Below are 24633 nucleotides of genomic sequence, written 5' to 3'. Positions count from 1 at the left end.
GATCGCGCTGCGAGTCGCTCTTCGGGTCGCGCTTCACGAGGCGTCCCCTCCGTCCGAGACGATCTCCCCGTCCCTGAACCGCACCCTGCGCGGCAGCGAGTCCGCGATCTCGTCGTCGTGGGTGATGACGCACACCGTCGTGCCGCCCGCGTTCAGCTCGTGCAGCAGCTCCATGACGACCTCCCCGGACGCACTGTCCAGTGCTCCGGTCGGCTCGTCCGCGAGCAGCAGCCGAGGTTCGCCCACCAGGGCGCGGGCGATGGCCACCCGCTGCTTCTCCCCGCCGGACAGCTCGTTCGGGGTGTGCGAGAAGCGGTGGTCCAGGCGCACTCGGCGGAGCGCCTCCCTGGCGCGCGCTCTGCGCTCCTTCGCGGAGGTGCCCGCGTACAGCAGCCCGTCGGCGACGTTGTCGACCGCGTCGCGGCCCGCCGCGAGGTGGAAGTGCTGGAAGACGAAGCCGATGTGGCGGGCGCGCAGTGCGGACAACTGGGCGTCGGTCAGCTCGTCCACGTCGTATCCGGCGACCCTGACGGTGCCCGTGGTCGGCTTGTCGAGGGTGCCCATGATCTGGAGCATCGTGGACTTGCCGGAGCCGGAAGGACCGACGACGGCCAGCAGTTCGCCCTCGCGGACGGTCAGGTCCACACCGCGCAGGGCGTGGACGCCGCCGGGGTACGACTTGGTGGCACCGCGCAGCTCGACCACCGGAGCGGCTGGAGCGACTGGAGCGGCCGGAACGGCCGGGTACGGCACGGCGGACAGCGAGGGCACGGACGGCGTTGTCATGACTTCGCCACTCCGACCCTCATGCCCTCACGCACGCCCGCCCCCGAGACCTCGATCTGTCCGTCCGCCGTCATGCCCGTCTCGACGCGCACCATCTTTGAGGTGCTTCCCGCGATCACCTGAAGTCCGTAGCCGCCCCTCTCACCCCGCAGGGCGAGCACCGCCTCCACGGGCACCGCGAGGACGCCCCTGCGGCTCTCGCTGACGAACTTCACGCTCGCGGTCGCCCGGACGTCCTCCCCGGAGGCCGCCGAGCCGCCACCGGTCAGCTCGACCTCGACGGTGATGCCGTCCTGCTTGCCCGCGCCGCCACCTGATGCGGCCGCACCGTCCTCCTCCGGCCGTACCGTCCCCAGCACCCTGCCCTGCGCCCCCCTCCCGCTCGGCAGGGTGATCTCGACCCGGGTGCCCTTGGCGGCGAGCGCCCCGTCGCTCTGCTCCAGTTCGGCCCGTACGACGGGCTTGGTGGAGGCGACGGTGAGCACCACCTTGTCGGGGGCGACCCGGTCGGCGAGCGCCGCGTCGGCGGAGACGACCTTGACCTCGCCGCGCTGGAAGACGACATCGCCCATGCCGACCCTGCCGGTGGGCTCCCGGTTGAGGGACTTCTGCCACCGTTTGACGGCGGCCTCGGTGTCCTTGTCGTACCGGGGGTCGACGTACAGCTTCTCCCCGTACCCCAAGTCGCGCAGATTGCGCTCCAGCTGGAGTACGTCGCTGCCCCTGTCGCCCGCCTTCATCTCGCGGAACACCGGCACCGGCCCGTACAGGAGCGTCACCGGCTTGTCGTTCAGCTCGTAGAGGGTGTCGCCGAGGCCGAGGGTGCGTCCCTCCCTGGCGGCCACCGTGACGGTGCCCTCGACGACCGCCTTGACCGGGCGGCGCTGTGCGAAGTCCAGCTTGCCGTCGACGGTCTTGGACTGCACCAGGTCGGTGCGCACGACCGTCGCGGTTCCGCCCGGCAGCGAGAGTCCTGCCTTGGCGTCCGCACCGCCACCGCCACCGAGGACGAGGACACCTGCGGTGACGACGGCAGCGGTGGTCACCGCGCCGAGGGCGAGGAAGACGGCGCGTCGCTTCATCCCTGCATACCGTCCAGACCGGGCAGCAGCTTCGGCTTGCAGGTCTTCGCCGCCTTCTTGTACGCCGGGGACTCGGAGTCGAGCACCGGGCCGGCGGGGTTCGGATCGCCGCCGGGGATGGCGTTGCCGCCGGACATCTGCGGGTTGGTGAACCGGGAGACGCCGTTGTCGCGCATGCACTTGGAGTGCGCGAGCATCGACTCGTAGTCCTTCTGCTGGTCGCGCTTGGGCTCCGCGTCCATGGCGGCCCGCATCTCCTTGACGCAGGCACCCTTCTTGCCGCCCTTGATGCCCTCGTTGCGGCCGGGCTGGGAGCCGATCGCGTTGACCTTGTCCCAGTCCATGTAGCCGTCGAGGTGGGGGTCGGGGAAGTCCGGGTAGCCGCCCTTGGCACGCATGCACTGGATGTAGGTCATCTGCGCGTCGTAGAAGGCGCTCTTGGCGGGGGCCTTCGCACTCGGTGTGCTGTCGCTCGTGGTGTCGCTCGTGGTCTCGCTCGCACCAGGCGCGGACGGCACGTCGGCGATCGCGTCGTCCTTCTCCGGGGCCTGAGCACCACCGCAGGCGACGGAGAAGGCCAGGACGGGGACGGCCACGAGGGACGCCAGGCGCAGCCGGGCGACGGCGCGGGGGTTCGCCCTGCGCGAGGTCATGGGGAAGGTCATGCCCACCACGTTCGGGCCCCCGGATGATGACCTCTCCATGGCCACATGATGGGAACGTAACAATGCCCCCGACCTGCGCCCACGCCTGGTGCGAGGCCCTGTGACCAGCCCTGGTGTGCGGCATGATCGCCCTCATGCCGCATGTGCTTCTGATCGAGGACGACGCGTCCGTACGGGACGGTATGGAGCTGGTGCTGCGCCGCCACGGCTACGACGTGGACACGGCCGCCACCGGCGAGGAGGCCCTCGCCCTGCTGGACGGGGAGCGGGGCACGAAGGTCGAACTGGCCGTGCTGGACCTGATGCTGCCCGGCATGGACGGCTTCGAGGTGTGCCGCCGCATCCGCACCCGTACGACGACGCTGCCGGTCATCATGTTGACGGCACGCGGCGACGACCAGGACATCGTGAACGGTCTGGAGGCGGGTGCCGACGACTACGTGGTCAAGCCGGTCACCGCACCCGTGCTGGAAGCCCGCATCCGGGCCGCCCTGCGGCGTGCGGAGCCCTCCCCGCAGACAGCCGGAGCGCCCCTCGACCAGGGGGGCGGTCTGCGCATCGACCGGGCGGGGCTGACCGTCACCAAGAACGGCACGCCCGTCCCGCTGCCGCCCACCGAGCTGCGGCTGCTCCTGGAGCTGTCGGCGTCCCCGGGGCGGGTGTTCAACCGCGAGCAGCTCCTCGCATCGGTGTGGGACCACACCTTCCTGGGCGACTCCCGGCTGGTGGACGCGGCGGTCGGCAGACTGCGCGCCAAGCTGGAGGACGTACCGGCGAAGCCCCGGTACGTCCAGACGGTGCGCGGCTTCGGCTACCGGTTCGGGCCACTGTGACGCGCGCGAACGGCACTCCCTCGCGCACGTCCCCCAGCACCTCAAAGAGCGGCACCCCGAAGAGCAGCACCCCGAAGAGGCGCGGGAGGCGGCTGCATCTCCTCGGCGGGCTGCGCACCCGTCTGGTGGTGGCCTTCGTGCTGGTCGCCCTGGTGAGCGCGGTCACCTCCACCGCGCTCGCCTACCGGGAGTCGCGCACCGCCGTCCTCCAGCGCGCCCAGGACTCCTTCCAGCGGGACTTCCTGGAACGGGTGAACACCGTCGCCCCGAACGTCGACATGCCGCCCGACGTGCAGTCCCTCGCCGCCTTCGCCACCCGCGTCTCCGACGGCCTGGGCGGCGCCCCGCTCGTCGTCGCCCGCTACCAGGACCTGAAGGCGACCTCCGACTCGCTGGCCGACGACTCCCGCATCACCCCGGCGCTGCGGACCGCCGTCGCGACGAAGGACCGCACCAGCTTCCAGCGCGTGCTGCACGGGGACGAGCCGTACCTCGTGGTGGGCACTCCGGTGACGTACGAGAACAAGCAGACGTCCGGCCTGGAGGTCTACGCCACCACCTCGCTGCGCCCCGAGCAGGACGACACGACGGGCGTGCTGGACGCCGTGCGCGGCGGCATCGCCCCTGTGGTGCTGCTGGCGGCTCTGCTGGCGCTGCTGGCGGCGCGTACGGTGCTGCGTCCGGTACGGGAGCTGGGGCGGGCCACCCGCAGGCTCGCCGAGGGCGACCTGGACAGCCGCGTCACGGTCCGGGGCGGCGACGAGCTCGCCGACCTCGCACGGGACTTCAACCACACCGCCGACGAACTGCGCACCTCCGTAAGTGAACTGCGCGAGCAGGACGCCCGCTCCCGCCGCTTCGTCGCGGACGTCAGCCACGAACTGCGCACCCCGCTCGCCGCGATGACGATGGTCGCCACCGTCCTCGACGAGGACGCCGACCAGCTCCCGCCGGACGCCGCACAGGCGGCCCGCACGGTGAGCGCCGAGACGGCCCGGCTGTCCCGGCTGGTGGACGACCTGATGGAGATGTCACGCTTCGACTCGGGCGCGGCCGCGCTGAACGCCTCCGAGATCGACCTGGGCGAGACCGTACGGGCGTCCCTGGCGCTGCGCGGGTGGACGGACGCGGTGCGCCTCGAACTGCCCGAGGGCGTACGGACGGCGGCCGACCGGCGGCGCGTCGACGTGATCGTCGCCAACCTGGTGGGCAACGCGCTGCGGCACGGCGCTCCCCCGGTGAGCGTCACCGTGGGGGCGGAGTGGGACGGGGTGACGGTGACCGTCACGGACGCGGGCCCCGGCCTGCCGCCCGAGGTGCTGCCGCACGTCTTCGAGCGCTTCTACAAGGCGGACGCGTCCCGTACGCGCTCCTCGAAGACGGACACGGGCGGCAGCGGTCTCGGTACCGCCATCGCCCTGGAGAACGCACGCCTGCACGGCGGCACCGTCGAGGTGTCCAACCGCACGGACGGTGTCACCGGGGCGGTGTTCACGCTGCGCCTGCCGCACCGCCACCACGAAGAGCACCACGAAGAGCACCACGAAGAGGAGCCCGCCGGATGATCCGTACGCGTGCCGCCGTCACCGGCACCCTGTGCGCCCTTCTGCTGTCCGCCTGTGGGGTGCAGCCGACCGGTGTCATAGGGGCGGGCGAACCGGCGACCGGACTGACGAAGGGGCTGCGCCTGTACTACGTGTCGAAGTCGGGGCGGCTGGAAGGGGTGTCCCGGCCGGACCTCACACCGGTCAGGAACCTCGCGGACGCCCTGAAGTACCTCGCCGGGGGCCCCAACAGCGCGGAGCAGAAGCGCGGACTCACCTCACCGCTGGGTCCCCCGCCCTCCTACGAGGTGACCGGGAACGGCGACAGGGTCGTCCTGCGCAGCCCGGAGACCATCCTTCCGGGAGGCATCGACGACCTGCCGACCGGGCAGCTCGTCTGCACCCTGGCGCGCGCCCAGTCGCTGCTGACGAAGGGCGTGCGCCCGGACGACGTACAGGTGACGTTCGAAGGGAAGGGCACGGCGGGGCCATACCGCTGCGGCACCTACCTGGCGCGCTGAGCGCACCGGCTCCCTCACCGCCGGATGTGTCCCCGCCGGGGCGTCTGCCGCCCCGGCACCGACGCCCGGTCGGCGGCGGCCGTCCCGTGCTCCCAGCCCGCCAGATCGGTCACCCCGCGCACGCGCGTGGAGGTGGTGCGCGGGAACATCTGCTCCGCGCGGTCCGTCACCGCGACGTCCCTGGCCGCCAGCACAGGCAGCAGGGACCCCGCCGCCTCCTCCACCACGTGCTCGGTGGCCTCCGCAAGGCGGGTGCCGAGCCTGCTGGCGTACGCCGTCAGGAAGGACTGCCGGAACGACTTGGTGCGCTTCCTGCCGCCCGCCCGCTGCTCGGCCTCCGCACGGGTCATCGCGGACGTCCCCTGCACCAGCAGGGAGGTGTACAGCAGCTCAACGGCGTCCAGGTCCGCCTCGAAGCCGACCACCGTGGAGAAGCCGAACTCGCTGTTCCACACCGCCCTGCACCGGTTGGCCGTCGCGACCGCGTCCAGCAGGATCGCCTTCGCCGTCTCGTACGGTGCGTCCACGCCGATACGGCACGCCCCGGGCCCGCCCGTGCTCTGCCCCTGTGCGGCGAGCACGGCCTCGTCGATGCTGTGCCGCGCCATCAGCTCCTGCGCCTTCCCGGTGAGCGCCTCCGCCTCCTCCGGGTAGTCGGTGGCCTCCGCCTTGGCGAGGAGCGCGCGGATACGGGTGAGCATGCGCGGCTCGTCGGGGGACGCCTGCACCTGCCGCACGCCTGCGGAGGCACCGGGCGCGGGCCCCACGGGCTCGATCGAGGGCAGCCTGATCAGCAGCCGCAGCAGTTCCAGGGCGGCGGTGGCGAGGGAGAACCGGTCGGTCCTCTCGCGCCGGGCCAGCGCCTCGCCGTACTCCTCGTCGCGCTTCCACCAGACGCCGTCCTCGCCGACGCCCAGCTCGCGCAGTTGCGCGCGCCAGCGCGGCGGGACCTCCTGGCTCCCGTGCCGGCGCCGCTCGGCGGCCACCAGGTCGGCCAGCAACCGTACGTGGGGCTCGTCGAGGTCGCGGCGGACCAGGCGGGCGACGTCGGCGGGCTGCCAGCCCCGGTCCCAGGCACGCCGTACGAACTCCTCGCCCCGGCGCAGCAGTTCGCGCCCGGCGTCCTGCCAGGGGGCGGCGGCCAGCAGCGACGCGCCCAGGTCGAGGTCGTCGTCGCCGGTGCCGTACAGGGCGGAAAACGCCTGGTCCGCCCCCGGAAAGGCATCTTCGGTCAACGTCGTCTCTCCTCGGTCGGGCTCACCCCTCTGGTATACCCCGACCGGCGTGCGGGCCGGGGCCGGGACCTCAGCCTCAGCCTCGGCCTCAGCCCGCGTCCCCGTCGTCGGACCTCGTTGTCAGACCCCCCTGCCACACTCGGCATCATGAACGACCGGTGGGCCGTCGCCTCGGCAGAGGGGGGCGGGGCACTGCTCGTCCCGCTCGACCGGGACGGCCGCCCCGCCGCCGAGCCGTGCCACGAACCCGACCTCGCCGAGGCGGTCCGCTCCCGCCCCGAGGTCGGCCGCTGGGTGTGGCGCAACACCGCCGAGATCTACCCGGGCCTGCTCGCCGCCGGGGTCCGGGTGGACCGTTGTTACGACATCGAGGACGCCGAGCTCCTCCTCCTGGGGCACGCGGGCCGCTGGGGCGAGCCCCGTTCCGCCGCCGCCGCGCACGCCCGGCTGCACCACCGCCCCGTGCCGCCCGATCCGCCGCAGCGCGCCGCCGAGCCGGGATCGCAGTCCTCGCTCTTCGAGCCGCAGCCCGTGCACCTCCCCTTCGACGCCCTCCTGGAGGTGTACGCCGACCAGCAGCGAAGACACGACGCGGCCGAGCACCCGGACAGGATGCGCCTGTTGACGGCGTCCGAATCCGCCGGGATGCTCGTCGCCGCCGAGATGAACGGGTCGGGCCTCCCCTGGCGGGCCGACGTCCACCGGGCCGTACTCGACGAACTCCTCGGCGAGCGGTACACGGGCGGCGGCGACCCGCGCCGGATGGCGGAGCTGGCCGACGAGGTGTCGCGGGCGTTCGGCCGCCGGGTGCGCCCCGAGCTGCCCGCCGACGTGATCAAGGCGTTCGGGCAGGCCGGGATCAAGGTGAAGTCGACGCGGCGCTGGGAGCTGGAGGGCATCGACCACCCGGCGGTGGAGCCCCTGATCGCGTACAAGAAGCTGTACCGCGTCATGACGGCGCACGGCTGGGGCTGGCTCCAGGACTGGGTGCGCGACGGCCGTTTCCACCCGGAGTACCTGCCGGGCGGCACGGTCACCGGGCGCTGGGTGACCAACGGCGGCGGCGCCCTCCAGATCCCCAAGGTGATCCGCCGTGCGGTGGTCGCCGACCCGGGCTGGCGTCTCGTCGTGGCCGACGCCGACCAGATGGAGCCGCGCGTACTCGCCGCGATCTCCCGCGACCCCGGCCTGATGGACGTGGCCGGACAGCCCGGCGACCTCTACAAATCGGTCTCCGACCGGGCCTTCTCCGGCGACCGCGAGGCGGCGAAACTGGCGGTGCTGGGCGCGGTGTACGGGCAGACATCGGGCGACGGCCTGAAGAACCTGGCCGCGATGCGCCGAAGATTCCCGCTCGCCGTCGCGTACGTGGACGACGCGGCGCGCGCGGGCGAGGAGGGCCGTCTCGTACGGACCTGGCTCGGCCGGACCTGCCCTCCGGCGGCGGGGGCGGACGACGATTTCGGCGAGGCGGGCCTTCCCCAGGAGGCCGACCGGGAGCCACCGCCGGGCGAGGGCGAGTTCGCCCCGGGATACGCCTCCCGGAACAGCCGGGCGCGGGGCCGTTTCACCCGTAACTTCGTCGTCCAGGGCAGCGCGGCGGACTGGATGCTGCTGGTCCTCGCGGCACTCCGGCAGTCGCTGCACCAAGCCGGGATGAAGGCGCAGTTGGTCTTCTTCCAGCACGACGAGGTGATCGTGCACTGTCCCGCCGAGGAGGCGGGGGCGGTCGCGGAGGCGATCCGCGCGGCCGCTGAGCTGGCCGGGCGGATCGCCTTCGGGGAGACCCCGGTGCGCTTCCCGTTCACGGTGGCGGAGGTGGAGTGCTATGCCGACGCCAAGTGAGCCCGCACGGGAGTCGCTGCGGCCGAGCGAGCCCGTACGGGCGTCACTTCCACCAGGTGGGGCTGAGCACGATCGCCTTCAGCTGCTCGACCGTGAGGGCGGGCTGCCTGCGGGTGGGGGCGGAGTGCTGGGTGTCGGAGTTGAAGGCGGAGATCACGACGCGCCGCCCGTCGGGGCCGACGGCGTCGACGGTGAGCATCACGATGCCCGAAACACCCTTCTCCCCGCCGCCCCGGGTCACGGAGACCACGCGGCCGTCGGGCTCCGTCGGCTTCTTGCCGCCGAGCAGGTCGCTCATGTCCACCTGGGCGTTGACCTGGACGAGGCTGCCGCCCTTGCCGTCGTTGACGACCGCGCTGGTGAAGCCGGACTGGCTGAACTTGTCGCTGGTCTTCAACCCCTTCGGCAGCAGGGCCGCGAGGGTGCCGGTCATCTTCTCGGCACTCGGCTCACCCGGAATGCCGGCGTCGCCTACGGGCTCCGCTGCCGGAAGGGCGTCCGTGACGTCGCGCCACGCCCCGGCGGTCACCAGCTTCTTCAACTGGGCCGGGTCCAGAGGGGGGTTGGGGCGGCTGACCGGCTTGCCCTTCTCGGCGGGCGCGTTGTACTCGCTCGCGTCGACGACCAGGCCGTCCGGCGTGACCAGCGTCGCCCGCCAGTTCTTGGTCTTCTCCTGGCCGTTGCTGTACTCATACCCCTGGAGCAGCATGAAGTCCGAGCCGTCCGAGAGCTTCTCGCTCCTGCACGAGTCGAAGCGCACGTAGGTCCTGGCCGGGCAGGTGACCATCTCGCGGGCCGTCTCGCTCTTCGCGTCGGTCCGCGTGATGCCGAGGGTGACGGCCGCCCTGCCCTTGCCGTCGTCGAAGACCGCGTAGACCATCGGGCTGTTCTTGACGTCCTCCTTCGGCTCCGTCCCCTTGGCCGACACCTCAGTCAGTTCGCCGCGCGGCAGCAGCCCCTTGAAGGTGTCGGTCATCCAGGCGCGGGTGATGTGGTGCGTGCTGCCGGTCGCCGTACCGGCCTTGTCGGTGCCACTGCCCCTGCCCGTGGTGTCGCCGCTCTTCGCGCTGGTCCGTTCCACCGACGGCAGGGGGGCCGCCACGTCGCCCCGGCCGCCGCCGGAACTGCCGGAGCCGCCGAGCAGGCCGCCCGCCCACGCCCCGCCCACGCCGACCAGGGCGAGTGCGGCCACGCTGCCGGTGACCGCGCCGACCCGGCGGCGGCGCAGGGCGCGCCGGCCCCTGGCCTGCCCGGTGTCGGCGAGCCGCTGCTGGTCGGTGGAGAAGCTGTCGCCGGTGCGCCGCAGCGCCTGGCCGAGTTCGTCCTCGAAATCTGGCATGGCAAACCCCCGTCATGGGTGTCGTGTCTGTCGTGTCGTCAGGAGAAGGTCGTCAGCGGGAGGCGAACTCGACCAGACTTCCGCCCAGTTGCTCGCGCAGCTTCGCCAGCGCTCGTACGGACCGGGTGCGTACGGCCGCCGAGCTCACGTTCATCGCGTCGGCGGTCTCCTCGATGCTGCGGTCCTCCCAGTAGCGCAGCACGATCACCGCCCGGTCCTTCGGCGCGAGCCGCCCCAGCGCCTGGAGGAGGGTCACGCGCAGTTCCGGGTCGGCGCCCGAGCCACCCGAGCCGCCCGCGCCGCCCGCGACGTCCGCTCCGTCGGGGACCTCTCCGAACGGCCGCTCGGTGGAGGAGCGCCGTCTCTGCTGAGTGAGGAAGGTCCGTACGAGAACGGTCTGGGCGTAGGCGGCGGGGTTGTCTATCCGCGAGACCCGCCCCCACAGGGCGTACATCCGCCCCAGCGTCTCCTGGGTCAGATCCTCGGCGAAATATGTATCGCCGCTGGTCAGCAGGCATGCGGACCGGTAGAGGTGACCGCCCCTGACGGTCGCGAACTCCAGGTACTCCGCGTCGCGCCGCGTCCCCCGCATCCAGTCCAGCCCCTTCTTCGCTCCCCGCCTACACCTCATTGACGCGCTGTCCCCGGCGGAATGTTTCATCCGCATTCGAGGCCAGGTGTGGGGTACGCGGGACGCATGTACGCACTCAGCGCCGAAAGCATTCGATCAGAACTCGCCGCCACGGGACTCACCTCCCCCGGGTCCGTCTCCCCTGGGCACGTCTCCCCCGGCCTCTCCTCCCAGGAGCTCGCCGTCTCCCGCGACCTGCTGGTGGGCATCGCGCCGTTCCTGATCGGGCTGGTGATCGTGGCCATGCTCATAGGCGCCGTCGTGCTGGGTATCCGCGTCAAGAAGCGCGAGCCCCCGGCACCGCGCCCCGAGGAGCAGCCGCGCGCCCCGGAGCGGGACCACCCGCCCGGCGTGGTGCACGAGCACCCGGAGTCGCACGAGCTCCCGCAGGACGGCGTCCGCCGCACCCCGCACCACCTGGGCGGGCAGGGCCCGGACACGTAACGGCCCACCGGCCGAGCGATCCACACCACAGGAATCACAAGAACCACAGGAGGACCACCACCATGGCCACCCCCACCCACACCCCCACCACGCCCACCTCCCTCACGCCCCCCACCATCAAGAGCACGCTGCCCGAGACCTCCCGCCAGATCACCGGCATCGCACTCCAGGGCGCCCTGGTCGACCTGCTGGACCTCTCCCTGCTCGCCAAGCAGGCGCACTGGACGATCATCGGCCCGCGGTTCCGCTCGCTGCACCTCCAGCTCGACGAGATCGTCGACACGGCCCGCGCCTACGCCGACACCGTCGCCGAACGCGCCTCCGCGATCGGCATCGCCCCCGACGGCCGGGCGGCCACCATCGCCAAATCCACCAAGCTGCCGCAGCCCGCGTCCGGTTGGATCGCCGACGACGACGTGGTGGCCCTCCTGGTCCAGGCGCTGGGCGGCACGATCGAGCGGATGCGCGAGCGCATCGCCGCGACCGACCGGCCGGACCCGGTGACCCAGGACATCTTCATCTCCCTCACCGCTGAGCTGGAGAAGCAGCACTGGATGTTCCAGGCCGAGAACCACTGACACGACAGGGGTCACAGGCACCGTAGGGGCCGTAGGGGCCGTAGGGGCCGTAGGGGCCGTAGGGGCCGTAGGGGCGGGCGCCACCAACGCCCCCGCCCCCGCCCCGCTCCCTGCCTGCCTCCCTGCCTGCCTCCCTGCCTGCCTGAGATGCGGCCCCCGCCCCCCTGTGCGTACCTGGGAGGGACGGAAAAGGAGCCCGCCCCATGTCGCAGCAGCCCACGTCGCCGCAGCCCCTGGCCCCCGCGCACACCACCGGCGGATCCGGCCTGGTGATCCCGTACGGAGAAGCCAGTGACCTGCCGGTTCTCTCCTTGTACGAGGATTTCCGCTGCCCGTACTGCGCGGCCCTCGAACAGACCTCGGGCGCGGCGATCCGGAGCTTCGCGGACGCCGGGCGGCTGCGCCTGGAGTACCACTTCGCGGCGTTCCTGGACGGAATGCTCGGCGGCAAGGGCTCCGCCACGGCGCTGAACGCGGCGGGCGCGGCGATCAACGAAAGCCAGTCGGCCTTCAAGACCCTGCACGAGGCCCTCTACGCCCAGCAGCCCGACGAGAGCGTCGACTCCTACGGCGACCCGGCCGTCCTCCTGCGCGTCGCGGAATCGGCGGGCCTGACCGCGCCCGCCTTCCGCGAGGCCGTCACCTCAGGAACGTACGCGTCCTGGGCCACGGCCGTCGCGGAGGCGTTCGGCACCAGCGGCGTGCGCGGCACGCCGACGCTGCGCCTGGGCGAGGTCTCGGTGCACGGCTTCGACCGCACGGGCCGACCGCTCCCCGCCGCCGAGATCACCTCCCAGATCGAAGCGGCGCTGACGCGGTAGACGGGACCGGCGGGAGGACCGGCGGAAGCACGGCCCGGAGGACCGGCAGGAGGACCGGAACTCGGCCCCCGGGACCGGCCCCGCACAGGAAACAAGCGACCTGTTCCGCTCCCCGCCGCCCCCTGACACTCTGTGTGCATGGCAGCAGTGGCAGAGGTCTTCATCCGTCGGCTGAGCAGGTGGCAGGCCGACCAACAACGGGAATCCGTCGCCGACTTGTACGAGGCGACGTACCGCGACGGCGGGGCCGTCGCACCGGCCCGCCCGTACACCACGGACGGGCGCATCTCGTACCAGAAGGGCGACAAGGGGGCCCCCGCGAGCGCCCCCGCCCCCGTCTTCCACGACCGGGCCGCCTTCCTCGACCGCTTCGCCGCGGACGTCCAGCGCCCCGGTTTCGACATGCTGATCGCCAGCTCCGCGACCGTACTGGTCGGCTGCATCTACGGCTTCCTCCCCGACCGCCAGGGCTCCTGGTGGTACGGACGCCACGACATCGCCCCGTCCAGCATGGGCCAACTGGCCGACTCCGGCCGGGTCTTCAACGTGGCGGAGCTGATGGTCGCACCGTCCCACCGCCGCCGCGGAGTCGCCGAGGAACTCCAGGAGCGGCTGCTCGTACGGGTCGACGCCGAGCACGTCACCACCCTCATCGAGTCCTCCAACACGGTGGCCAAGGCGGCGTACGAGTCCTGGCACTGGCACCGCACCGACGACCTCCCGGCCGCCAACGGCCGCCCCGCACTGGAGGTCTGGTCCCGGGCCCCCCGCACCCCGACCCGGCCCTGACCGGCGACCACTCCGGCGACGTACTGAAAGAAGCGGCGGGCCCGCCCCGCTCCGAAACGTCGCCCCGCAATTCTTCCGCAACAGTGTGACTGGCATCTCACGCCCCGCCTTGATGCCGATGTCCTGCATGCATACGGAGAATGCATAAGAGATGCAGGCCATCGGCTTGCGGCCGGGATGCCGCCTGTATGTACTTCCCTCGATTACAAGTTGCGTGCGATCGGTGAGCGATCAGTGAACGACCACCGACACACGCTCGTTGCAAGGCGGGGAAATGCACGGGGAAATGTACGACGGTTATCTGGCCGAGAAACTCGAAAAGCTGAGACGAGACGGACAGTACCGGTCCTTCGTCGAAATCAATCGGCACGCGAGCGCCTACCCGAAGGCGACGCACCGCGCCGCCGACGGGCGCACTCAGCAGGTGACCGTGTGGTGCAGCAACGACTACCTGGGAATGTCGCAGCACCCCCGGGTCGTCGAGGCCATGCACCGGGCGATCGACGCGTACGGGGCGGGCTCCGGCGGTTCCCGGAACATCGGCGGCACCCACGCCCACTACGCCGCACTGGAGACGTCGCTCGCCGAGTGGCACCGTAAGGAGGCCGCCCTGGTCTTCCCCACGGGTTACGGCTCGAACGACGCCACCCTCCAGTGCCTGCTGCGCCTGATGCCCGACACCCTCGTGCTGTCGGACGAACTGAACCACGCTTCGATCATCAACGGCGTTTGCAGCACGAAGGCGGAACGCAAGGTATTCCGCCACAACGACGTGGACCACCTGGAAGAACTCCTCGCCGATCAGCCGCTGGACCGCCCGAAAATCGTCGTATTCGAGTCCATTTACTCGATGGATGGCGACGTCGCTCCCATCGAACGCATGGTCAAGGTCGCCCACGAATACAACGCGCTCACCTACCTCGACGAAGTGCACGCCATCGGAATGTACGGGCCGCGCGGCGCGGGAATGGCCGCCGAACTGAATGTCGACCATTTCGTCGACATCATCCAGGGCACGATGGCCAAGGGAATCGGCGTCATCGGCGGCTACATCACCGGCTCGCACACCCTGATCGACACGATCCGCAGCTTCGCCTCGGGCTTCATCTTCACCACCTCGCTGCCGCCCGCGATCGTCGCGGCCTGCCACGCCAGCGTGGAACACCTGAAGTCCTCCACCGTCGAACGGGACGCGCTGCGGCGCAAGACCGCCGACCTGCGCGCGGCCCTGGCGGGCGTGGGCATCGAGGTCATGCCGCAGAGCACGACCCACGTACTGCCGGTCCTGATCGGTGACTCCGACCTGTGCAAGCGGTCGGCCGCCCGGCTCCTGGACGTACACGGCGTGTACCTCCAGCCGATCAACTCGCCCACCGTTCCGGTCGGCACCGAGCGCTTCCGCGTCAACGTGACGCCCAACCACACCGCCGAGGACATCGCGCACCTGGTGCACGCCCTGGACGAGGTCTTCCGCCACTTCGGCATCCACGGCAGGACGCCCGAGTCGCACGAGACGTACGGGACGCAGGAGACGTACGGGAGGACGGCGTGACGACGACCACCGCCCCGCCCGCGGTCCGGCACGCGGAACCGGCCGACATCGACGAACTCATCCGCCTGCGCGCGTACTTGCTGGACGGCAAGGGCGCGGAGGACGCGAAGGGCACGGAGGGCGCGAAGGGCGCGGAGGACACAGAGGGCACGGAGGGCGCGACGAACACGGTGGACGCGAAGGGCACAGCCGCACCTGCCGCCGCCCTCCCCTACACCGCGTCGACCCCCGAAGCCCGCGCCGCCTGGCGCGACGGCTACCGCACCTGGCTGACCGAGACGCTGGCCCACGCCCACCGCCGTAACGACGTCTGCGTCGCCGTGGCCCCCGGCCCCGACGGGCGGCTCAGCGCCTGCGCCATCGCCGTCATCGACCTGCGCCCGCCCTCCCCCGCGTACCCCAGCGGTCGCGTGGCCTGGATGCAGACCCTCGTCACCGACCCGCGCGACCGAGGCAAGGGCCTCGGCACCGCCGTGGTCGATCACCTCTTCGTCTGGGCGCACACCCGAGGTGCGGACGTCGCCGTGATGCAGAGCGCCAGCGGGGCCGTGGACTTCCACCGCCGCGCGGGCTGGTTGCCCACCGGCGAAAACCTCTACCACCAGCCGGTCACCGCGCAGCGAAAGGGCTGATCCCCGATGAACACCGTCAAAGTACTGATCGCAGGCATGGGCTACGCCGGTACGCGGTTCCTGACCGCCCTGCGCACCCTCTCCGGCCCTGGCGAACCGGGCCCGGGCCCCACCGGACCGGGCCCCTCCGGACCGAGCTCCGGCCCCCTCGACCTGAACATCGAGGTCGCGTACCACGCCCGCCACCGCACCATCGAGGACATCCCGTACTTCGCCTCCCTCACCGAGGCCCTCGACACCTTCTCGCCCGACCTCGTCATCGTCGCCGTGACGGACTCCGCGCACGCCGAAATCCTCACGCGCCTGAAGGGCTACCGGGGCTTCGTCCTCGCCGAGAAGCCCCTCACCTCCCTCCACGACGACCTGGAGGCGGTCACCTCCGCCCTCACCGAGGTCTCGGGCTTCGCCATGGACCTGGTCGGCCGCTACTCGGAGGCGAGCGTCGCCCTCCACAGGTACGTGCACCACAACCGCCTCGCCCTGGTCCGCGCCCACGCCACCTGGGGCAAGAACCGCATCAACGACCACCGCCCCACGGTCGGCGTCACCAGCGAGGTGATCCACTCCCTCGACCTCGTGCAGCGCCTCTCCCTCGACGGCTCGCGCCTCCAGCTCCGCCACGCGGTCGGTGTCAGCTCCGACTACTCGATCTCCGGCCGCGACGTCCTGGACAGCGTGGCCCTGACGGCACAGCTGGGCGACGCCGTGGTCAGCGCGTACAGCAGCTTCGTCAACGTCACCCGCCAGCGCACCATCGACTGCGTCTTCCGCGACCCGGACGGCGGTCTCGTCTACGCCGCCGCCGAGTACTCCAACCCCACTTGGGACGCCGACCAGTTGCGGATCTGGCGGACGGCCGACGGCCGGGAGGAGACCCTGCTCACGGTCGACACCCGCCACGACCCCGTCCCCGAGGGCTTCGACACCATCGTCGGCCTGCGCCGGATCACCGCCGACGCCGTCCGTTACGCGTACGACCGTCAGCGCCCCGCCGTGGAGTTCGCGGACCTCGCCGAGTCCGTACGCCTCCAGCGCCTCCTCAACGAGATCGAACTGGAGGCCCGGCTGACCGGCCCCGCCGCCTACTTCCCCGACGGCCGCCAGATCACCCCCGAAACGAACCTGGAACGCCTCGGATGACCACCACGCCACCCACGACAGCTGCCGCCTCCCAAAAGTCCCCCCAGAAGCCCCAGAAGGGGGACGGCCGCGCCAAGTTCATCCCCCTCCTCGCCCTGGGCACCTTCGCCCTCGGCGTGGACGCCTACGTGATGGCGGGCCTGCTCCCCCACGTCTCCGCCGACCTGAACATCTCCGCCTCCTCGGCCGGACAGATGGTCACCGTCTTCACGCTCTGCTACGCGCTGGGCGGCCCGGTCTTCGCCACTCTCCTCGCCAAGCGCCCGGCCAAGACGGTCCTCGCCGTCGCGCTCCTCGTCTTCACGATCGGCAACGCCCTCACCGCCCTCGCCCCCTCCCTCTGGGTGCTCCTGCTCTCCCGCGCGGTGGCCGGAATCGGCGCGGGCGTCTACTCCCCCATCGCCGCCGCCACGGCCGCGGGCCTCACCACCCCCGAACGCCGAGGGCGTGCCCTCGCCACCGTCATGGGCGGCCTGAGCATCGGCACCGTCATCGGCGTACCCGCCGGAATGCTCCTCGCCGACCACATCGGCTGGCGCGGCACGCTCTGGCTGATCACGGGCCTCGGCCTGATCGCCCTGATCGGCCTGACCCGCCTGCCCCACCTCGACGTGAGTCCGCCCCCGCCGCTGGCCAAGCGCGTCCGCGCCCTCGCCAACGGCCGGGTGGCCGGGATCGTCACCGTCTCGCTCCTCGGCGGCATCGCCAGCCTCGGCCTGTACACGTACCTCGCCGAGTTCCTCGTCGACGCCGCGCACACCGACCAGACCGTCTGGGCGATGTGGGCCTGGGGCGCGGGCGGCATCATCGGCAGCCTCCTCATCGGCCCGATCGTCGACCGCACCCGCCGCCCGTTCGCGGCGGTCACCTGCATCCTGGCCCTCATCGTGGTCGCTCAGTTCACCCTCCCCGCCGCGGCCCACGCCGCCGCCTGGGCGGCGATCCTCCCCCTGGTCGTCTGGGGCGCCGCGGGCTGGGCCGTCCAGGTCCCCCAGCAGCACCAGCTCATCGCCGCCCAGCCCGACCAGCCCACGGTCGCCGTCTCCCTCAACAGTTCCGCCGTCTACCTCGGCAGCGGCATCGGCTCCGCCCTCGGCGGCCTGGTCCTGGGCCTCGGCGCCTCGCCCTCCTCCCTCCCGTACTTCACGGGAGCCCTCACCCTCCTCGCCCTCCTCCTCCACCTCACGCTGGTCCGGGCAAAGACCACCTCTGCCCCCGCCCCAACCCCCTGACCTGCGGAAACACACCCCCACCCCACCCAGGTGCACCCCGCCCCTGGCTAGCATGACCCCATGGATATCGGGCTGCGCCACCTGCGATGCTTCCTCACCCTGGCCGAGGAACAGCACTTCACCTGGGCCGCCGACCGCCTCGGCATCTCCCAACCGACCCTGAGCCGGCAGATTCAGCGTCTGGAGGAGGTGCTGGGGCGGCAGCTCGTCGACCGCAGCACCCGCCACCCCAACCTCACCGCCGAAGGCCGCCGCCTCCAGGCGGACCTCCACCTGCTCCTCCCCCAACTGGAATCGGCCCTCCGCCCCGCCGAACCCCAGCGCTCCCTCCGCCTCGGTTACGCCTGGGGCTACCCGCTGCACCGAGGCCGCCAGGCCCAGTCCACCCTCGAAGAACGCGACCTGGTCCTCGTCCAGACCATCCGCCGCGACGACAGCACCGCGGGCCTGCGCGAAGGCTCCGTCGACGCCGCCCTCCTCTGGGGCCCGGTCCCCGACCCCCGCTTCACCACCACCGAGATCCTGCGCGAGCCCTACATCGCCGCGGTCTCCCGCCGCTCCACCCTGGCCGTACGCGACCGCGTCACCTGGCGCGACCTCGGCCGCCGCTGCCTCATCGTCAACACGGTCAGCGGCACCCTCACCCCCCAGGACTGGCCCGCCGACTCGACCCCCGAGATCGGCGCGGAGACCACCAACATCGAGGAGTACCTCCACGCCGTCGCCGGCCGCCGAGGCGTCGGCGTCCTCCCCGTCTCGGTCGCCGCCCAGCACCCCGACCCCGACATCCTCTACCTCCCCCTCACGGACGCCCCCTCCGCCGTCCTCACCTACGCCTACCCCCGCACCAACCCCCACCCCCACGCCGCCACCTTCGGCCAAGCCCTCCGCCACCCCCGCCCCTCAGAAACCCCCACCCCCCACCGCATCCCGGCCCACACCTGACATGGCGCGCCTGTGCCTGGCGACGTCATCAGGGGTTCCGATACGGCCACTGGGCAGCCGCCCTACCTCTCGTACGAAGTGATCGACGGCCTCCTCGACCGGCAGCCCGAACCACTCCGCGAGCTGCTCGGCGAAGCCGCCCGGGGAGTCAAAGAGAACGGTACGGGCCGGGCCGGAAAAGACGACGTTGGACCGGAGCCCTGCGACCCGAACTCTGCGGCCAGGGATGGGGAGACCGAGAGCAGCGCCGTCTTGGCAGCGGCGTCGACGATCGGCGAACCCAGGAAGCAGGCGGCCTCACTGGCGACATGAACGACGCTCCCGGTACCGGTATCCGCACCGTTGGTGAGCAGCGCGGGCAGCACGGCCCGGGTCATGCGGACGGCGGCATGGAAGTTCAACGCGCAGCCGCGCTCCCACTTTTCGTCCGACCCCACGAGGGACCCGGTAAGCAAGTGCAGACCGCCCGGCGTTGTTGATTAGGCCGTCGAGCCGCCCGTGACGCTCCAGAACCGCGTCGACGACGCGCGCGGGTGCGTCTGGTTCGGAGGTGTCCGCCGCGATGCCGTCGACGCGGTCGCCGAGAGCCGCGATGGAGTTTGCCTTCCTGGCAACCCGCACCACGGTGGCGCCCTCGGCGGCGAGCAGTCGTACGGTGGCCGCCCGATCCCTGCGGAGACCCACTCCCTGCGGACGTTCCGCTGCGGCTGCGATCGGTCAGATCAGCAGCGTGCGTTCCCCAGCACGGGCCATCTCGCCGTATCCGGCATCGTTGGGGTGCTTGTGGTCGCCGCTGTCGTAGGCGGGGTCGAGCCACTCGAGGCCCGCGGGATCGGCGAAGGCAAGCAGAATGGCCCGCTTGGAGACCCCCAGATCCACCCTCCGCGCCTGTCGAGCGCCGCTACCTGGTCCGAACTCCAAGCAGTGTCTCGATGCTTTCCGTCGCGAGGGAGTCCACCAGTGCGGCCGCTGCCTCATCCAGGTCTACGCCCGTGGAAGCGAGGTAGGCCAGAAGCGCTCCACGAACAACTGACCTGACGTCGCCTGCCCCAACCTCGACTTGGGAATCCAGAAGGTCTGTCAGCTCCCTCGCGGCAGTCGCTAGCGCTTCCTCTACCGAAGAATTCGGATTCGTCGCTCCGTCCACGACCCGGCGACACACCACAACGCTGTCGAGATTGGAAGGTTCACGGGCTCCAGCCTTGACGACGCTGGTCGTCATCTCGCCCTTCACCGGTTGAACGGCCGTCACGACCCAACCGGAACGGCGTAGCGACTCAACGACTTGCACCCATCCGCTCATCCGAGATTGGTGGAATGTGAAAGCCAGCAGACCGCCCGGCTTCAAGACTCGCGCCGACTCGGCCCACACGGACTCGAGTGCTTTCCCAAACTCCACCGGGTCAGCATTCTGAACCTCGCCAAATCGACGAGTTGTTGCCGCATCGGAGTACCCGGTGTACGGCCGCATGCACTGGAGCCACGCATGGAAGAAGTCCGCGAGCTCAGCGTAATGAACGTTATCCATATAGGGCGGATCGGTAACGATGAGGTCAACCGCCTCATCCGGAATATCTGTCTCTGCCGAGTTCCTGGTAGCAACATATGCCGCCTGCCCTTCGGACGAGGCGAAAGAATCCCACGAGCCCGCAATACTCGCACCCACTGGCTTTGAAACTCCGAAGATACGCTCGACCCCAGCGCCTCGGTCTACGAGGTCGGCAGGTTTCGTTTTGTACTCCTGAGCACGGAGCAGGCGACTCTTATAAAGGGTGGAGAATGCGCCGGAGGACTGGGAAGTGCCCCATGGATGCGCCTCCAGTGGAGTCCTCTCCGGCTTGAGGATGTGATGACTGAACATATGCCGGACAGCCCCTGTCCCCTCACCTTTGAACGATGTAAACAGGTTGTTAAATTCGAGCGTTCCTGAGAAAAGAGCACAGAGCGCTTCGCGTTCCGACGCTGGCCCGGGAAGGTCACGAATGGTTGTCGACATCAGCGAGAGGGAAATCAACTGGCGCGCGTTGAAAAAATCACGCCACTCCCGGAAGTTCCACTTCAGGGCCTGATTGGTGTTGTTACCGGGAGCCAGCCGACCGCGTGGAAGAACAGCAGACTGAGGTAGAGCTGCGAGCGCTTCGACGCACTCTTCGTAGAGTTCCCGATCCCAGTCGGTAATAGCTTCGTAGCTTTTCAACCCGTCCGAGTTGGCCACCATCTTTGCGTACATCTCGTATCGCGGTCGCGACCCGTTGAGAGCACTGAGAACCTTGAAGCTATGGCCGTTCCCACATGTCGCCACCTGGCCCCGCACTGCGCCACGCTGCATAATCGCATGCCCGTTTGGACATGTCTCAGCAACGAAATCATACCTCCCCTCCTGAATGGAGAGGCAATCAGGACAGACGATTTGCGCTTTGGGTACTCGTTTCGGATACGCGTTCTTGGAGAATACTGGCGAGTCAAACAAACGAACTACTTTGGAGCAATCGGGACAGTCGACGGTCGCGACCCAAAAATAGTAAAGAACGGTCCTTCCGTCCTCTGTGCGATGGAGTCGATCAACCTCCGGCCGACAGGCCGACTCAACCTCCTTGTAAGCAGCTTCAAGAGCCCCGAGGTCCCACGGCTGAACAGCCTGACGCTGCACGAGCGTGGCCACAGGATTGATGTCGAAGCAAACGGCCCTGGCACCAAGTTTGAGGGCTTCCACGCCGGTCACACCTGAGCCTGAAAACGGATCGAGAACAATTGCGCCCATCAGGTCGAGCGACGATCCGTAGACCCCTGCGGCATCAGCTCCATCAGGCGTCGTTGCCGACGCAATAATCCCCCGGAATACGGTACCTAGGCGCTTCGCCCACCATTTGTGGGTGCTGGTGGCTGGGCGGTGGACTTCTTTGCGCCAAGATTCCTTCGTACCGACTTCGCTAAGCATCGCTGCCGGAAAGTTTGACTCCAGGCTGGTTCGCGACGGAACTACGACTGTCACCCACGGCCCCCCGAGAGGGAAACCAACTTGGAATCGCCCGCACCACGCGAACGATATGCACGAAAGCTGTGGACCTTGCCGAAATTAGGATTCGGCGCCTTGCGCGTCACCATCTCATTGCTCTGAAGGTTAAACTCATACGAAACGAGGACCTCGTCAACCTCAGTCCGATCAAGCTCACCCACCTGAACCAAAGCGTCCGACTGCGGCTTGAATTCAGAAGGAACGATCAGGGTCGAGAGCCCTGCAGTTCCGGAAGCTAGAGCGAAGGGAGTTGGCACGACATACATCTTACGGTCGCGCACCAGAATGTCACCGTATGAACCAAAGCCGCGAAATGACTTGTTTTTGTGGACGTACTCGCTTTCGGCATTGAGGAAGCTGCCGTGGCACACCACCAGATCCACAACCGGGTACTCATCGACACCGCGCTCTGACTTCGGGTAGCGACCGAAGACGTAAAAGACCTCACGCCCGCCATGATTGCCGGTGGGCACCTGTGAGTTTGAGTCGTAGTCCGCTTCGCGGCCGGGAAATTCAAGACCCTTGACTTCGTACCCCTCCGGATGATGAACGAGTCGGAAGTCCGGGTAGGTGTTTCGGCCGGGCTCGTCGTACGAAAGCCCGCATGCTTCTATACGAGTCTGCACCCAATTCTGAAAGTGGTACTCCTTGTCACTGGCGGAGACGCGCCGAATCAAGTCACCGTCTGCCCGAGCGCGCTCGCACTCCAGAAATACCTGCTCAACCGCGCTCACTGCCACCCTCTGTCATTCTCTGTAGCTCGGAGTCCACCCGGGCCGCCGCTCAAGGCGTCGACGACCCGAGGTTACAGAACAACCACGCGCACAAAGAGCCATGCAGGCAGAAACCACTCTTCGCGCTGATGGAGGTTGCGGGAGGTTCTGGCAGTCCCGAGCAAGTGTCCGTAATGCGCGAGCTGCGCTCCCGACTGGCCCGGGGCCGGGCTGCCGGAGCAAGCCGTCCACACGTGCGCCAGAGGCAGGAACTGCCCGAGCCACCAGCTCCGCTGAAGGTGGAGAACGCGGCCGACGCCACCGACGAGTAGGTACCGCTCCAGCGCAAGCACTTCCACGGCATCCTCGTCGTGCGGCTCGGCATGCCCCACACATGAAAAAGCCCCAGGTCACGGCGAGTGAGTCCTGGGGCTGATCCGAGCCGCCTTCGGGATTCGAACCCGAGACCTACGCATTACGAGTGCGTTGCTCTGGCCAACTGAGCTAAGGCGGCGCCGCTGCGTTCACACCATAGTGCGATCAGCAGCGGAGCCAAGTCTACACAGTTTCCGGGGGTGCTCCGCACACCCCCGGAACCGGGGACTCCGCGCAGGTCAGTGACGGGTCGGTGACGGGTCGGTGACGGGTCGGTGACGGGTCAGCGAGGGGTCAGGAGCACTGCTTGCCGTCCTTCGGAGGGGTGCCCTCCAGGAGGTAGGTGTTGATCGCCGTGTCGATGCAGTCGCTGCCTCGGCCGTACGCGGTGTGGCCGTCGCCGTCGTACGTGAGGAGGGTGCCGGTGGCGAGCTGGTCGGCGAGGGACTTGGCCCACTTGTAAGGGGTCGCGGGGTCGCGGGTGGTGCCGACCACGACCAGCGGGGCGGCGCCCTTGGCCTCGATGCGGTGGCCGGAGCCGGTGGGCTTCACGGGCCAGGAGGCGCAGTTCAGGGAGGCCCAGGCGAGGCCCTCACCGAAGACCGGGGACGCCTTGTCGAAGGCAGGGAGGGCGGACTGGACGTCGGCGGGGGAGGTGAAGGCCGGGGGGAGGTCCAGGCAGTTGACGGCGGTGTTGGCGTACATGAGGTTGGCGTACGTGCCGCTGCCGTCGCGCTCGTAGTAGGTGTCGGCGAGGGCGAGGAGGCCGTTGCCGTCGCCCTGCTGGGCGGCCTTGATGCCGTCGCGGAGCTGGGGCCAGGCACCCTCGTCGTACATCGCGGCGATCGCACCCGTGGTGGCGAGGGCCTCGCCGAGCGGGCGGTTCTTGTCCTTGGTGGGGACGGGCTTGGTGTCGAGCGAGGTGAAGAGGGCCTTGAGGCGGGTACCGGCCTCGGCGGGGGTGCCGGTGCCGAGCGGGCAGTCCTTCTGTTTGACGCAGTCGGCGGCGAAGGACTGGAAGGCGGTCTCGAACCCGGCGGTCTGGTCGCGGTTCATGTCCCGCGCGGCCAGAGAGGGGTCCATCGCGCCGTCGAGGACGAGGCGGCCGGTGCGGTCGGGGAAGAGTTCGGCGTACGTGGCTCCGAGGAAGGTGCCGTAGGAGGCGCCCACGTACTGGAGCTTCTCGTCGCCGAGGATCTCGCGCAGGACGTCCATGTCGCGGGCCGCCTCGACGGTGGAGACGTGCGGGAGGATCTTCTTGGAGCGCCGCTCGCAGCCCTTCGAGAACTTCTCGTACGCCGCCGTCAGCTTCGCGATCTCGGCCGCGTCGTCCGGGGTCTGGTCGACCTGCGTGTGCGCGTCCATCTCGGGCCCGGTCAGGCACTCGACGGGCTCGCTGCGGGCGACGCCTCGGGGGTCGACAGCGACCATGTCGTAGCGGGCGCGGACCGGCGCGGGGTAGCCGAGGGCGGCGTACGCCTGGAGGTAGCCGATCGCGGAACCGCCCGGCCCGCCCGGGTTGACCAGCAGTGATCCGATGCGCCTACCGGGTCCTGTGGCCTTCTTGCGGGCGACCGCCAGGTTGATGTCGCCGCCCGTGGGCTTCGCGTAGTCCAGCGGTGCCTTCATCGTCGCGCACTCAAAACCGGGAACGCCGCACTCCCGCCAGGTCAGCTTCTGGGAGTAGTACGGGGCGAGGGCGGCCCGGTCGACGGCCTGCGCCGATCCGGTGACCTGCGCGGCGGTGGAGACCGTACGGCTCGGCGGTGACGAGGCCCCCGATCCGGTGGAACAGCCGGTGATCAGCAGACCGGTCGCGACGAACAGGGTGGCGGAGGAGCGGAGCAGACGCCTGGAGTTCATATGTCGGAGCGTAGTGGGATTGTTACGTGGCGTGTGCCCTGGGTGCGAGCAG

Annotated in this window: 24 protein-coding genes, 1 tRNA gene and 1 pseudogene; 13 read left to right on the top strand and 13 right to left on the bottom strand. The window is 69.9% G+C overall.

Going from position 1 to position 24633, the window contains the following annotated elements; genetic code table 11:
• Positions 1 to 33: 33 nt before the first annotated feature.
• The 3 genes from OG897_RS38990 to OG897_RS38980 are packed head-to-tail and all read right to left on the bottom strand — an operon-like array spanning position 34 to position 2533.
• The gene (locus tag OG897_RS38990; RefSeq protein WP_266664885.1) at positions 34 to 786 is read right to left on the bottom strand and encodes an ABC transporter ATP-binding protein; all 753 of its coding nucleotides are present in this window, start codon (positions 784 to 786) and stop codon (positions 34 to 36) included.
• Positions 783 to 1868: a peptidoglycan-binding domain-containing protein gene (locus OG897_RS38985; protein WP_266664883.1), complete on the bottom strand. Its 1086-nt coding sequence runs from the start codon at positions 1866 to 1868 to the stop codon at positions 783 to 785. The genes OG897_RS38990 and OG897_RS38985 overlap by 4 nt, the downstream gene beginning before the upstream one ends.
• Positions 1865 to 2533 (bottom strand): hypothetical protein, encoded by a 669-nt coding sequence (locus tag OG897_RS38980; RefSeq protein WP_266664881.1) that lies wholly within the window; start codon positions 2531 to 2533, stop codon positions 1865 to 1867. The genes OG897_RS38985 and OG897_RS38980 overlap by 4 nt, the downstream gene beginning before the upstream one ends.
• A 134-nt stretch (positions 2534 to 2667) precedes the next feature.
• Between OG897_RS38980 and OG897_RS38975 the strand changes: the two genes are divergently transcribed.
• The 3 genes from OG897_RS38975 (at position 2668) to OG897_RS38965 (ending at position 5431) form a co-directional block, all read left to right on the top strand.
• Positions 2668 to 3366: a response regulator transcription factor gene (locus OG897_RS38975; protein ID WP_266664879.1), complete on the top strand. Its 699-nt coding sequence runs from the start codon at positions 2668 to 2670 to the stop codon at positions 3364 to 3366.
• Positions 3367 to 3458: 92 nt separating this feature from the next.
• Positions 3459 to 4931 carry a HAMP domain-containing sensor histidine kinase gene (locus OG897_RS38970; protein WP_266665047.1) on the top strand — a complete coding sequence of 491 codons (1473 nt, stop codon included), beginning with the start codon at positions 3459 to 3461 and terminating at the stop codon, positions 4929 to 4931.
• Positions 4928 to 5431 carry a hypothetical protein gene (locus tag OG897_RS38965; protein ID WP_266664877.1) on the top strand — a complete coding sequence of 168 codons (504 nt, stop codon included), beginning with the start codon at positions 4928 to 4930 and terminating at the stop codon, positions 5429 to 5431. The genes OG897_RS38970 and OG897_RS38965 overlap by 4 nt, the downstream gene beginning before the upstream one ends.
• Before the next feature lie 14 nt (positions 5432 to 5445).
• Here the strand turns inward: OG897_RS38965 and OG897_RS38960 are convergent, their stop codons facing one another.
• Positions 5446 to 6666 carry a DUF2786 domain-containing protein gene (locus OG897_RS38960; RefSeq protein ID WP_266664875.1) on the bottom strand — a complete coding sequence of 407 codons (1221 nt, stop codon included), beginning with the start codon at positions 6664 to 6666 and terminating at the stop codon, positions 5446 to 5448.
• 147 nt (positions 6667 to 6813) lie between these two features.
• Here OG897_RS38960 and OG897_RS38955 point away from each other — a divergent pair, with 147 nt between their 5' ends.
• Entirely contained in the window at positions 6814 to 8511 is a 1698-nt protein-coding gene (locus tag OG897_RS38955; protein ID WP_266664873.1) for a bifunctional 3'-5' exonuclease/DNA polymerase, read from the top strand.
• A gap of 43 nt (positions 8512 to 8554) precedes the next feature.
• Here OG897_RS38955 and OG897_RS38950 read toward each other — a convergent pair whose 3' ends face one another.
• Together OG897_RS38950 and OG897_RS38945 are read right to left on the bottom strand one after the other, a co-directional pair.
• A complete protein-coding gene (locus OG897_RS38950) occupies positions 8555 to 9850 on the bottom strand; it encodes a hypothetical protein (RefSeq protein WP_266664871.1) in 1296 nt (431 codons plus the stop codon).
• A gap of 52 nt (positions 9851 to 9902) precedes the next feature.
• Positions 9903 to 10442, bottom strand: a complete 540-nt coding sequence (locus tag OG897_RS38945; protein WP_266664869.1) for a SigE family RNA polymerase sigma factor — start codon at positions 10440 to 10442, stop codon at positions 9903 to 9905.
• A gap of 105 nt (positions 10443 to 10547) precedes the next feature.
• Here OG897_RS38945 and OG897_RS38940 point away from each other — a divergent pair, with 105 nt between their 5' ends.
• The 9 genes from OG897_RS38940 (at position 10548) to OG897_RS38900 (ending at position 18614) form a co-directional block, all read left to right on the top strand.
• The gene (locus tag OG897_RS38940; RefSeq protein ID WP_266664867.1) at positions 10548 to 10925 is read left to right on the top strand and encodes a DUF6479 family protein; all 378 of its coding nucleotides are present in this window, start codon (positions 10548 to 10550) and stop codon (positions 10923 to 10925) included.
• Between the two features lie 62 nt (positions 10926 to 10987).
• Positions 10988 to 11503 (top strand): DNA starvation/stationary phase protection protein, encoded by a 516-nt coding sequence (locus tag OG897_RS38935; RefSeq protein WP_266664865.1) that lies wholly within the window; start codon positions 10988 to 10990, stop codon positions 11501 to 11503.
• 203 nt (positions 11504 to 11706) lie between these two features.
• On the top strand, positions 11707 to 12324 hold the full coding sequence (locus tag OG897_RS38930) for a thioredoxin domain-containing protein (RefSeq protein WP_266664863.1): 618 nt from the start codon (positions 11707 to 11709) through the stop codon (positions 12322 to 12324).
• 138 nt (positions 12325 to 12462) lie between these two features.
• Positions 12463 to 13113, top strand: a complete 651-nt coding sequence (locus tag OG897_RS38925) for a GNAT family N-acetyltransferase (protein ID WP_266664862.1) — start codon at positions 12463 to 12465, stop codon at positions 13111 to 13113.
• 274 nt (positions 13114 to 13387) lie between these two features.
• A complete protein-coding gene (hemA, locus tag OG897_RS38920; protein WP_266664860.1) occupies positions 13388 to 14665 on the top strand; it encodes a 5-aminolevulinate synthase in 1278 nt (425 codons plus the stop codon).
• Entirely contained in the window at positions 14662 to 15297 is a 636-nt protein-coding gene (locus OG897_RS38915) for a GNAT family N-acetyltransferase (RefSeq protein WP_266664858.1), read from the top strand. Before hemA ends, OG897_RS38915 begins: the two co-directional genes overlap by 4 nt.
• Before the next feature lie 6 nt (positions 15298 to 15303).
• Positions 15304 to 16437: a Gfo/Idh/MocA family oxidoreductase gene (locus OG897_RS38910; protein ID WP_266664856.1), complete on the top strand. Its 1134-nt coding sequence runs from the start codon at positions 15304 to 15306 to the stop codon at positions 16435 to 16437.
• Entirely contained in the window at positions 16434 to 17669 is a 1236-nt protein-coding gene (locus OG897_RS38905; RefSeq protein ID WP_266664855.1) for an MFS transporter, read from the top strand. The genes OG897_RS38910 and OG897_RS38905 overlap by 4 nt, the downstream gene beginning before the upstream one ends.
• 60 nt (positions 17670 to 17729) lie before the next feature.
• Positions 17730 to 18614 (top strand): LysR family transcriptional regulator, encoded by an 885-nt coding sequence (locus OG897_RS38900; RefSeq protein ID WP_266664853.1) that lies wholly within the window; start codon positions 17730 to 17732, stop codon positions 18612 to 18614.
• A 62-nt stretch (positions 18615 to 18676) separates the two neighbouring features.
• Here the strand turns inward: OG897_RS38900 and OG897_RS38895 are convergent, their stop codons facing one another.
• The 7 genes and pseudogenes from OG897_RS38895 to OG897_RS38865 form a co-directional block, all read right to left on the bottom strand.
• Positions 18677 to 18991 carry a hypothetical protein gene (locus OG897_RS38895; RefSeq protein WP_266664851.1) on the bottom strand — a complete coding sequence of 105 codons (315 nt, stop codon included), beginning with the start codon at positions 18989 to 18991 and terminating at the stop codon, positions 18677 to 18679.
• Complete coding sequence (locus OG897_RS38890) at positions 18912 to 19298, bottom strand: SDR family NAD(P)-dependent oxidoreductase (protein WP_266664849.1); 387 nt, start codon at positions 19296 to 19298, stop codon at positions 18912 to 18914. Before OG897_RS38890 ends, OG897_RS38895 begins: the two co-directional genes overlap by 80 nt.
• A gap of 33 nt (positions 19299 to 19331) precedes the next feature.
• Positions 19332 to 19457, bottom strand: a pseudogene (locus tag OG897_RS38885) (SGNH/GDSL hydrolase family protein); the annotation flags it as partial.
• 58 nt (positions 19458 to 19515) lie between these two features.
• Complete coding sequence (locus OG897_RS38880) at positions 19516 to 21606, bottom strand: DNA methyltransferase (protein ID WP_266664847.1); 2091 nt, start codon at positions 21604 to 21606, stop codon at positions 19516 to 19518.
• Positions 21603 to 22364 carry a hypothetical protein gene (locus OG897_RS38875; protein WP_266664845.1) on the bottom strand — a complete coding sequence of 254 codons (762 nt, stop codon included), beginning with the start codon at positions 22362 to 22364 and terminating at the stop codon, positions 21603 to 21605. The genes OG897_RS38880 and OG897_RS38875 overlap by 4 nt, the downstream gene beginning before the upstream one ends.
• A 419-nt stretch (positions 22365 to 22783) precedes the next feature.
• Positions 22784 to 22857, bottom strand: a tRNA-Thr gene (locus OG897_RS38870).
• Between the two features lie 155 nt (positions 22858 to 23012).
• Positions 23013 to 24581, bottom strand: coding sequence for an alpha/beta hydrolase (locus tag OG897_RS38865; RefSeq protein ID WP_266664843.1), 1569 nt, complete (start codon positions 24579 to 24581; stop codon positions 23013 to 23015).
• Positions 24582 to 24633 lie beyond the last annotated feature (52 nt).

The sequence above is a fragment of the Streptomyces sp. NBC_00237 genome (genome assembly GCF_026342435.1).
GTDB lineage: Bacteria > Actinomycetota > Actinomycetes > Streptomycetales > Streptomycetaceae > Streptomyces.
This window is presented reverse-complemented; position numbering and strand designations above follow the sequence as displayed.

Coding starts and splice junctions, on each gene's coding strand:
- OG897_RS38990 (WP_266664885.1), bottom strand. CDS start 786: ATGACAACGCCGTCCGTGCCCTCGCTGTCCGCCGTGCCGTACCCGGCC.
- OG897_RS38985 (WP_266664883.1), bottom strand. CDS start 1,868: ATGAAGCGACGCGCCGTCTTCCTCGCCCTCGGCGCGGTGACCACCGCT.
- OG897_RS38950 (WP_266664871.1), bottom strand. CDS start 9,850: ATGCCAGATTTCGAGGACGAACTCGGCCAGGCGCTGCGGCGCACCGGC.
- OG897_RS38905 (WP_266664855.1), top strand. CDS start 16,434: ATGACCACCACGCCACCCACGACAGCTGCCGCCTCCCAAAAGTCCCCC.
- OG897_RS38955 (WP_266664873.1), top strand. CDS start 6,814: ATGAACGACCGGTGGGCCGTCGCCTCGGCAGAGGGGGGCGGGGCACTG.
- OG897_RS38910 (WP_266664856.1), top strand. CDS start 15,304: ATGAACACCGTCAAAGTACTGATCGCAGGCATGGGCTACGCCGGTACG.
- OG897_RS38935 (WP_266664865.1), top strand. CDS start 10,988: ATGGCCACCCCCACCCACACCCCCACCACGCCCACCTCCCTCACGCCC.
- OG897_RS38865 (WP_266664843.1), bottom strand. CDS start 24,581: ATGAACTCCAGGCGTCTGCTCCGCTCCTCCGCCACCCTGTTCGTCGCG.
- OG897_RS38980 (WP_266664881.1), bottom strand. CDS start 2,533: ATGACCTTCCCCATGACCTCGCGCAGGGCGAACCCCCGCGCCGTCGCC.
- OG897_RS38975 (WP_266664879.1), top strand. CDS start 2,668: ATGCCGCATGTGCTTCTGATCGAGGACGACGCGTCCGTACGGGACGGT.
- OG897_RS38965 (WP_266664877.1), top strand. CDS start 4,928: ATGATCCGTACGCGTGCCGCCGTCACCGGCACCCTGTGCGCCCTTCTG.
- OG897_RS38895 (WP_266664851.1), bottom strand. CDS start 18,991: ATGACCCGGGCCGTGCTGCCCGCGCTGCTCACCAACGGTGCGGATACC.
- OG897_RS38925 (WP_266664862.1), top strand. CDS start 12,463: ATGGCAGCAGTGGCAGAGGTCTTCATCCGTCGGCTGAGCAGGTGGCAG.
- OG897_RS38940 (WP_266664867.1), top strand. CDS start 10,548: ATGTACGCACTCAGCGCCGAAAGCATTCGATCAGAACTCGCCGCCACG.
- OG897_RS38930 (WP_266664863.1), top strand. CDS start 11,707: ATGTCGCAGCAGCCCACGTCGCCGCAGCCCCTGGCCCCCGCGCACACC.
- OG897_RS38945 (WP_266664869.1), bottom strand. CDS start 10,442: ATGCGGGGGACGCGGCGCGACGCGGAGTACCTGGAGTTCGCGACCGTC.
- OG897_RS38900 (WP_266664853.1), top strand. CDS start 17,730: ATGGATATCGGGCTGCGCCACCTGCGATGCTTCCTCACCCTGGCCGAG.
- hemA (WP_266664860.1), top strand. CDS start 13,388: ATGCACGGGGAAATGTACGACGGTTATCTGGCCGAGAAACTCGAAAAG.